Source organism: Acetobacter thailandicus, assembly GCF_011516655.1.
Taxonomy (GTDB): Bacteria; Pseudomonadota; Alphaproteobacteria; order Acetobacterales; family Acetobacteraceae; genus Acetobacter; species Acetobacter thailandicus.
On the sequence record NZ_WOSV01000013.1, the window covers coordinates 22,764 to 30,735 of the forward strand.

The 7,972-nt window shown below is 50.7% G+C and carries 8 protein-coding genes; 1 reads left to right on the forward strand and 7 read right to left on the reverse strand.

What is annotated here, in order from left to right; genetic code table 11:
- Positions 1–24: 24 nt before the first annotated feature.
- Positions 25–1,938, forward strand: a complete 1,914-nt coding sequence (locus GOB58_RS11810; RefSeq protein ID WP_242005333.1) for an FUSC family protein — start codon at positions 25–27, stop codon at positions 1,936–1,938.
- A 2-nt stretch (positions 1,939–1,940) separates the two neighbouring features.
- On the opposite strand, the gene trpS is transcribed toward GOB58_RS11810, so the two are convergent.
- The 7 genes from trpS to GOB58_RS11845 all read right to left on the reverse strand — a co-directional run.
- On the reverse strand, positions 1,941–2,936 hold the full coding sequence (gene trpS / locus GOB58_RS11815; protein ID WP_086555293.1) for a tryptophan--tRNA ligase: 996 nt from the start codon (positions 2,934–2,936) through the stop codon (positions 1,941–1,943).
- A 28-nt stretch (positions 2,937–2,964) separates the two neighbouring features.
- Positions 2,965–3,438, reverse strand: a complete 474-nt coding sequence (locus tag GOB58_RS11820) for a c-type cytochrome (protein ID WP_173560316.1) — start codon at positions 3,436–3,438, stop codon at positions 2,965–2,967.
- Positions 3,439–3,483: 45 nt separating this feature from the next.
- Positions 3,484–3,969, reverse strand: coding sequence for an FKBP-type peptidyl-prolyl cis-trans isomerase (locus GOB58_RS11825; protein ID WP_086555295.1), 486 nt, complete (start codon positions 3,967–3,969; stop codon positions 3,484–3,486).
- 42 nt (positions 3,970–4,011) lie between these two features.
- Complete coding sequence (locus GOB58_RS11830; protein WP_086635525.1) at positions 4,012–5,253, reverse strand: argininosuccinate synthase; 1,242 nt, start codon at positions 5,251–5,253, stop codon at positions 4,012–4,014.
- A 117-nt stretch (positions 5,254–5,370) separates the two neighbouring features.
- Positions 5,371–6,579, reverse strand: coding sequence for a 23S rRNA (adenine(2503)-C(2))-methyltransferase RlmN (gene rlmN, locus GOB58_RS11835; RefSeq protein ID WP_086555300.1), 1,209 nt, complete (start codon positions 6,577–6,579; stop codon positions 5,371–5,373).
- A gap of 123 nt (positions 6,580–6,702) precedes the next feature.
- Entirely contained in the window at positions 6,703–7,443 is a 741-nt protein-coding gene (locus GOB58_RS11840) for a TlyA family RNA methyltransferase (RefSeq protein ID WP_173560317.1), read from the reverse strand.
- Positions 7,444–7,446: 3 nt separating this feature from the next.
- The coding region (locus GOB58_RS11845) for a transketolase C-terminal domain-containing protein (protein ID WP_277876815.1) at positions 7,447–7,972 on the reverse strand (526 nt) is incomplete at its 5' end.

Here is a 7,972-nt window from a genome sequence, read left to right on the forward strand (position 1 = left end):
CGTTCAGGGATGAAAGGTAAGATAATGCACAGAGCAGAACAACATGAGAGAGTGCCGCCAAAGCATTACCCTGATGTGAAAGCTATTGTGCATACAGTTTTGCACGAATGGCGCGTAAAGCTTAAATGGCTGCTTGAACCTTCAGCCAGTGACTTCGCTTTTGCACTCAGATCTTCTCTGGCTGCTATTCTGGCTTTGCTGATTGCCATGTGGATGGAACTTGGCAGCCCGCAATGGGCACCGCTGTCTGTGTGGGTTGTTGCGCAATCCTCACGGGGGGAGAGCATGTCCAAAGCGCGCTGGCGTATTGCTGGCACGATGGTGGGATGTTGCTTTGGTGTAGGGCTGATAGGTTTTTTCCCGCAGGAAACTATTCTGTTCTTTGCCGCTCTGGCGATATGGATCGGTCTGTGCTGTGGCTTTGCTACCTTTTTTCAGGGGTATCGTGCCTATGGCCTGGTGCTGACAGGCTTTACATCAGCCATTGTCGCGACAGGCGCTATTTCTGAGCCTGATCACGCGTTTGATGTCGCTATTGCTCGTGGTACTTATATTATTCTCGGTGTTATTTGTGAGGCCACTCTGGCTCTTGTATTTATGCCATCCCTCAGAAGTAATGCCCGTAAGAATTTAAAGGAAAAACTTGATACCGCTATGGTGGTAACATCAGCGCAGGTGTCAGATTTTTTGTCAGGCCATACCACGATTAAAAAACAGGCAGAAACTTTAACGACACTTGTTAATGCTAATGCCAGAGTTGAGTTTGATGCGCTTGAAATGGGGCCGCATACACGAGCGGCAGACCACGCACGTGCAGCACTTTCAGTGATGCTTATTATGTTAGCGCGGGCTCGTGGCCTTTTTTTTCTTGCGCAGAAAGATAAATCATTCGCGCCCGGCGCGTTTTCCACTTTATTTGAATCTGACCGCAAAAAAGCGATGTCTCAGATAGAGGCAAGCCTGTTATCAGGCAGAAAAGATAATTTTCATTTCAGGTTGCTGACGCGACGTCATAGTAAAGAAGCAATAGAAAATGGCATTCGTGCCGCGGCAGGTATTATTGGTGCCTGGCTTGTGTGGGAGATCACGGCATGGCCGGCTGGTCCGGCTTTTATCTCTTTTGTAGCGTTATGTTACGGGCTTATAGCAACGCGGGATAACCCGATCCTGGCATCGGCTCCGTTTTTTCGGGGGGCAGTATGGTGTGCTGCTGTAGCCTGGCTGTACGTATTTCTGGTTATACCGCGCATTACCTCGCCCGAGCTTCTGGTTTTTGCGCTTTTGCTGCCTATGACGATTGGTGGTCTTGCTGCTCGTCATGCCAGTACAGCAGGCTATGCCTTTTCATTTAATATGTTTCTTGTCGTGCTGATGGGCCCTTCTAATACGGAGCGCTATGATGAACAGTCGTTTCTGAACGGGGCATTAGCTTTTTTAGTGGCAATTTTATTTGTCGGGTGGACGTATCGCACCATTCTGCCATTTCAGATTGATTCACGTATGCGGCGTATCAGCGCCTGGCGGGCGCAGTGCCTGAAAAATCTGGCGCAGATGAATAACCATGTAAATGCGGAAGACTGGCTGTCAGACAGTGCAGAAAGCCTGGTAAGAACATTACGCAATGCGCAGACAGTACCTGATGCGCTGAAGCTTGTTTATATGCAGGATCAGCTGAAAGTTATGAATCTGGGCATGAGCATTATTGCTCTGCGGACAGCACAGCAGGATGAGTTTTTACCTCAGCGGATCCGTCGGGGGCTTCAGTTATTCCTGCGTCGATGGGAAAAAAAGGGGCCTGTTGTGCTTGAATATAACAGGCTGATAATTGCCAGTGCAGCACGGCAGCTTGCCAGAACGCAGCAACCTGAAATACGCCACAGGCTTGAACAGGTTGATGCGTCTTTTAAAACAATGCTGGCAGAATATAAGAGCCTGTAAATTTACTTAACAAAGCCGACTATTTTCTCTGCCTCAGTGACTACAGGTTCCGCAATAGCCTGCGCACGCTCTGCACCAGAGCGCAAAACTGAAACCAGATGCGCTTTATCCTGCAACAGGCGTTGCGTTTCTTTGGCAATCGGGTCGATAGCACTGATAACAACATCGCTCAGGGCCTGTTTAAAAGGGCCGAACCCTTCACCCTGGTGGCGTGCCAGCACATCATTTACGCTTATGTCAGCGAGGGCAGCATAAATTGTGACCAGGTTTCTGGCTTCAGGGCGCCCTTCAAGTGCATCAAAAGTATCAGGCAGTACTTCTGAATCTGTTTTAGCACGACGAATTTTCAGAGCAATCGTATCGGCATCATCTGTCATTTCAATGCGACTTTGCGCAGAAGGGTCAGACTTTGACATTTTTCTGGTGCCGTCACGCAGGCTCATAACCCGTGCAGCAGCCGGAGGAATAAGGGCTTCGACCTGTGGAAAAAACTCAACGCCATAATCATGGTTGAATTTCTGGGCAATATCGTTTGCGAGTTCGAGGTGCTGTTTCTGGTCTTCGCCAACCGGTACACGGGTGGCTTTATAGGCCATAATATCAGCTGCCATCAGGTTGGGATAAACATAAAGACCGGAAGAATGATTTTCACGGTCTTTACCTGCTTTATCCTTAAACTGGGTCATGCGGTTCAGCCAGCCAAGGCGAGAGACACAGTTGAAAATCCATGCCAGGCGGGCATGAGCTGAAACAGCAGACTGGTTAAACAAAATATGTTTTTGCGCATCGATACCTGATGCAAGCAGAATAGCCGTCTGTGCCAGTGTCTGTTCGTGTAGTTTTTGAGGGTCCTGCCAGACTGTAATGGCATGCATATCAACAAGACAGAAAACACATTCATGATCTGCCTGCAGGTTAACCCAGTTGCGTATAGCCCCCAGATAATTGCCGAGCTGAGGGATGCCTGAAGGCTGAATACCAGAGAAAATACGTTGCATTGATTTTACCGAAAAAATGATAATTAAATCAGGGAATAAGAGACTTTTTGTGCAGCTCTGCGCGCTCAGCTGAGACTTTAGGTGTTGAAATATGGCGTGCTCTTGCTTCTGCGATATCCGCAGCCGTTAGTGTCGGCGCAGATTTTGTATCTCCACGGGCAGAAAGCCAGTTGAGGATAGTCGCAATTTCCTCATCTTTCAGACGGTCAAAAGACGGCATGTAGGAGTCATAAGGCTTGCCATCAACAACAATTGCACCGCTTAAGCCGTTTATCAGAACATCGGCCAGGTAGCGTTTACCTTCTGGTGTGCTGGCAATAATATCAATGCGCCCTCTGACAGGGGGAACAGAACCCGGCATACCATCACCACTATGATGGCAAATGCCACAGTTCATACCATAAAGCCGTTGTGGACTTTTCTTTGAGCACCCGGTGAGTGAAGTGGCGGCAAGGCACAGAACCACAAAGCGCAATGAAAGAGATCTGAAACATGAAGGCATGGCTGAGCCTCTGTTTGCTCTCCCCGCACAGGCAGGGAGAACAGACTAATGTGCGTGATCAACACCAAGAAGCTGAATGCGGAAAATAAGCGGGCTGTCTTCAGGGATAACACCCATCGCTTTATGGCCGTATCCCAGTTTTGCAGGGACATAGAGCATCCATGTATCGCCCACATGCATCATAGGCAGAGCTTCCATCCAGCCTTTGACAAGCCCCTGTAAAGGCATTTGCATATAGGCACCATCACCATGCTGCTCAGAGCTGTCAAAGATAGAACCATCAGGCAGTTTGCCCTGATAAATGACCATCATCATGTCACCAGGTACAGGCTGCTCACCATCTTTAGGGCCTGAGTGCAGCACTTTATAAGCAAGGCCACTTGGCAGAACTTTAACGCCAGGTTCAGCCAGCAGCTTATGCATCTGCTGTTCAGGAGTCAGTTCGACCTCCTCATGTGATGCACAGGCTGTGACAGAAAACAGCAGGGATGCAGCAAGCAGGGAGGAGAAAAATTTTGAGCGGCGAGTCATAACGCTCCTTTCATTCATGCAACAGAAAAGAGGGGAACGCTCTCAGAGCGTTCCGCCGTTACGGCCAATCTGAGCCCCCAGGCGCAGACGCAGCGCGTTAAGCTTAATGAAACCCTGAGCATCTTCCTGGTTATAGGCCCCTTCATCATCTTCAAAGGTTACCACGCGTGTATCGTAAAGGCTGTTGGGGCTTTCACGACCTGTGCAGATGACATTGCCTTTGTAAAGTTTAAGGCGAACACGGCCGTTGACAGAATGCTGTGAGGCATCAATCAGTGCCTGAAGCATACGGCGCTCTGGTGAGAACCACAGGCCGTTATACAGAATAGAGGCATAACGTGGCATCAGACTGTCTTTAAGGTGCATTGCTTCACGGTCGAGCGTAATCGATTCAATGCTGCGATGCGCGGTCAGCAGAATGGTGCCGCCTGGTGTTTCATAAATGCCGCGTGACTTCATGCCGACAAAGCGGTTTTCAACCAGGTCAAGACGACCGATACCGTTTTGTTTGCCGAGTTCATTCAGGCGGGTAAGCAGTGTTGCCGGAGACATTGCGACGCCATTAATAGCAACCGGGTCACCTGAGACGAAGTCAATGGTGATTTCGGTCGCTTTATCGGGTGCATCTTCAGGGGCAATCGTGCGCTGGAAAACAATTTCTTCAGGGGCAACAGCCGGGTCTTCAAGAAGCTTACCTTCAGATGAAGAGTGCAGCAGGTTTGCATCGACAGAGAATGGTGCTTCGCCACGCTTGTCTTTGGTAACAGGAATCTGGTTCTCTTCTGCAAAGCTCAGCAGGCGGGTGCGGGAGGTCAGATCCCACTCGCGCCATGGGGCAATGACCGTAATGTCAGGTTGCAGAGCATAATAGGCCAGTTCAAAACGAACCTGGTCATTCCCTTTGCCGGTTGCGCCATGAGCAACAGCATCGGCACCAACTTCGCGGGCAATTTCAATCTGACGCTGGGCAATGAGCGGGCGGGCAATAGAGGTGCCCAGCAGGTACTGGCCTTCGTAAAGAGTGTTCGCCCGGAACATGGGGAACACATAGTCTTTTACGAATGTTTCGCGCAGATCTTCAACAAAGATATCTTTAACGCCAAACATCTCAGCTTTTTTGCGGGCCGGTTCAAGCTCTTCGCCCTGGCCGAGGTCAGCGGTGAAAGTGACGACTTCACAGTTATAGGTTTTCTGGAGCCAGCGCAGAATAACAGACGTATCAAGCCCCCCGGAATATGCCAGTACAACTTTTTTGACGTCTCTTCTGGTAGCAGGCGAACCCATTCTGATGATCTCCAAAAAAACAATGTGATATAAGACTTAGCTAGCTCTTTTTTTCAGGGTTTAGCAAGGCATGCAGGGCCTTTGAAAACCTGAAAAATATGTCAGCAGGCAGAAAAATTATCGTGCGGAGGCACGCTTCCTCTCACTTTCAGTTTTGAGCTGACCACAGGCCGCCAGAATGTCGCGCCCGCGTGGTGTGCGGATAGGAGCCGAAAAACCCGCATCCATAATAATTCTGGCAAATTTATTCTGCTGCTCCCGTGTTGATGGCTGATAGTTACTGCCATGCCAGGGGTTGAACGGAATAAGATTTACTTTGGCTGGAATGCCGGCAATCAGACGTACCAGCTCACGTGCGTCTGCTTCACTGTCGTTAATGCCACGTAGCATAATATATTCAAAAGTGATGCGGCGGGCGTTGCTTGCTGCCGGATAGCGGCGACACGCTGCCAGAATTTCTTCAATAGGATATTTACGGTTGAGAGGCACAATCTCATCTCGCAGGTCATTGCGTACAGCATGAAGTGACACAGCAAGGTTGATGCCAAGTTCACTGCCGCAGCGGTCCATAAGAGGGACAACACCGGATGTTGAGAGAGTAATGCGCCGGCGTGACAGGCCAATGCCTTCGCCATCCATGATAATTTTCATGGCTTTGGCTATGTTCTCGTAGTTGTAGAGAGGTTCACCCATGCCCATCAGCACAATGGTTGAGAGCAGGCGAGGGGTATCCCCCTTGGGGCTTGGCCATTCGCCATAAGCATCACGGGCGGCCATAAACTGCCCGACTATTTCAGAAGCACCAAGGTTACGTACAAGCTTTTGTGTGCCGGTATGACAAAATGTGCAGGAAAGCGTGCAGCCTACCTGAGATGAAATACAGACAGCGCCGCGATCTTCTGTGCGGTCGGGGATGTAAACGGTTTCAGCTTCCTGCCCGTCGCGAAAACGAAAAAGAAACTTACGCGTTTCATCGTTTGATGTCTGAACAGAGGTTGCTTCAGGGCGGCCAATAACAAAACGCTCGCCCAGTTTCTCCTGAAGCGGTTTTGAAATTGTGCTCATCTTTGAGAAATCAGTTACACCCTGATGATAGATCCAGTGCCACAGCTGCTTGGTTCTGAAAGGTTTTTCACCAATCTCTACGAGGATATCAGTCAGTTCCTCACGTGACAGGCCTGTCAGGTCACGTCGTCCGTCAGGCAGACTGGCATCTGGCGGGCTGAACAAAGCCGATTTAGCCAGAATACGGGCACGTTCATCTGTGCTGAGCAAGGTTGCTGCTTCTGCATCGTGAGAAGGTGAAGGAGAATCGACGGAGAACATAAGCGGAACCATGTCAGAAAATAGGGAGTGAGAAAGCTCTCTAACAGAAAAATCTGCGAATTGCACAGAGAACAAGCATACCAGCTATTTTTTCTCTGATGGAGGCGGAGGAGCTGAAAAATATCAGCCCGTTTTACGTGCGGCTATCAGAAACTCTTTATTACCTTCCGGGCCGGTAATGGGACTTTCCTCAATGCCGAGAACGGTCCATCCGCCCAGATTTTTCCACCAGTTTTCAATCATATCGCACACAGCCTGATGTATGGCGGGGTCACGCACAACACCTTTAGCTCCGATATGTTCGCGCCCGGCTTCAAACTGCGGTTTGATAAGCGCAACAGCCCAGGCGTTCTCCGCAGCAAGGTTAAGTGCCGCGGGCAGTACGCTGCGCAGACCAATAAAGCTGGCATCGCATACCACCACAGATGGAGAGACGGTTATTGTTTCTGCATCAAGGTGGCGTGCGTTACATTTTTCCATAACGGTAACGCGCGGGTCCGAACGCAGTTTCCACGCCAGCTGACCATAGCCGACGTCAACTGCATAGACTGAGCGGGCACCGTTTGTGAGCAGCACATCTGTAAAGCCACCGGTTGATGCACCAATGTCCAGACATACCTGATCCTGCGGGGAGAGTTGAAAATGCTCCAGCGCATGCGCCAGCTTACATCCCCCACGTGACACCCAGGGGTGAACCTGCCCGCGTACTTCGAGCGGCACGTTCTCTGCAAGCTGGTCTCCGGCCTTCATAATGCGCTTCTGGTCTGAAAAGACCAGGCCTGCCATAATCAGGGTTTGCGCTTTACTTCGGCTTTCAACCAGACCGCGCTCAAAAAGCAACTGATCTGCACGTTTGCGTGCCATTAATCAGAGAGCCTTTTCAGAGGCAGAGGGGACAGGAACCCCAAGTGCGCTGAGAGCAGTATTTACGATGTATGGAGCGGTAAGGCCAGCCTGCTCATACTGTGCTGCCTGAGTATTATGGTCGATAAAGATATCAGGCAAGGTCATGGGGCGGAAGCGCACAGTGTCCAGCAGCCCGGTTCTGGCCAGGTGATGCATGACGAGAGACCCAAAGCCACCCTCTGAGCCTTCCTCAAGCGTAATCAGCACAGCGTGGTTGCGCGCCAGATTTTCAACAAGGCCGGTGTCAAACGGTTTGGCAAAGCGCGCATCAGCAACGGTAGGGGCCAGACCATGGGCTGCGAGGATATCCGCCGCTTTAAGCGCTTCAGCCAGGCGCGGGCCGAGGGAGAGGATGGCGATGCCACCTTTCTCAGGGCCGCTCTGACTGCCCATTTCACGAATAATCCGGCCTTTGCCAATTTCGAGCACCTGTCCGGCTGCCGGCAGTTCAAGGCCAAGCCCGCCACCACGCGGGTAGCGCAGGGCA

Excerpts from the sequence above, each read along its gene's own strand:
- GOB58_RS11820 (WP_173560316.1), bottom strand. The coding sequence starts at position 3,438 with ATGCCTTCATGTTTCAGATCTCTTTCATTGCGCTTTGTGGTTCTGTGC.
- GOB58_RS11825 (WP_086555295.1), bottom strand. The coding sequence starts at position 3,969 with ATGACTCGCCGCTCAAAATTTTTCTCCTCCCTGCTTGCTGCATCCCTG.
- GOB58_RS11810 (WP_242005333.1), top strand. The coding sequence starts at position 25 with ATGCACAGAGCAGAACAACATGAGAGAGTGCCGCCAAAGCATTACCCT.
- rlmN (WP_086555300.1), bottom strand. The coding sequence starts at position 6,579 with ATGTTCTCCGTCGATTCTCCTTCACCTTCTCACGATGCAGAAGCAGCA.
- GOB58_RS11840 (WP_173560317.1), bottom strand. The coding sequence starts at position 7,443 with ATGGCACGCAAACGTGCAGATCAGTTGCTTTTTGAGCGCGGTCTGGTT.
- GOB58_RS11830 (WP_086635525.1), bottom strand. The coding sequence starts at position 5,253 with ATGGGTTCGCCTGCTACCAGAAGAGACGTCAAAAAAGTTGTACTGGCA.
- trpS (WP_086555293.1), bottom strand. The coding sequence starts at position 2,936 with ATGCAACGTATTTTCTCTGGTATTCAGCCTTCAGGCATCCCTCAGCTC.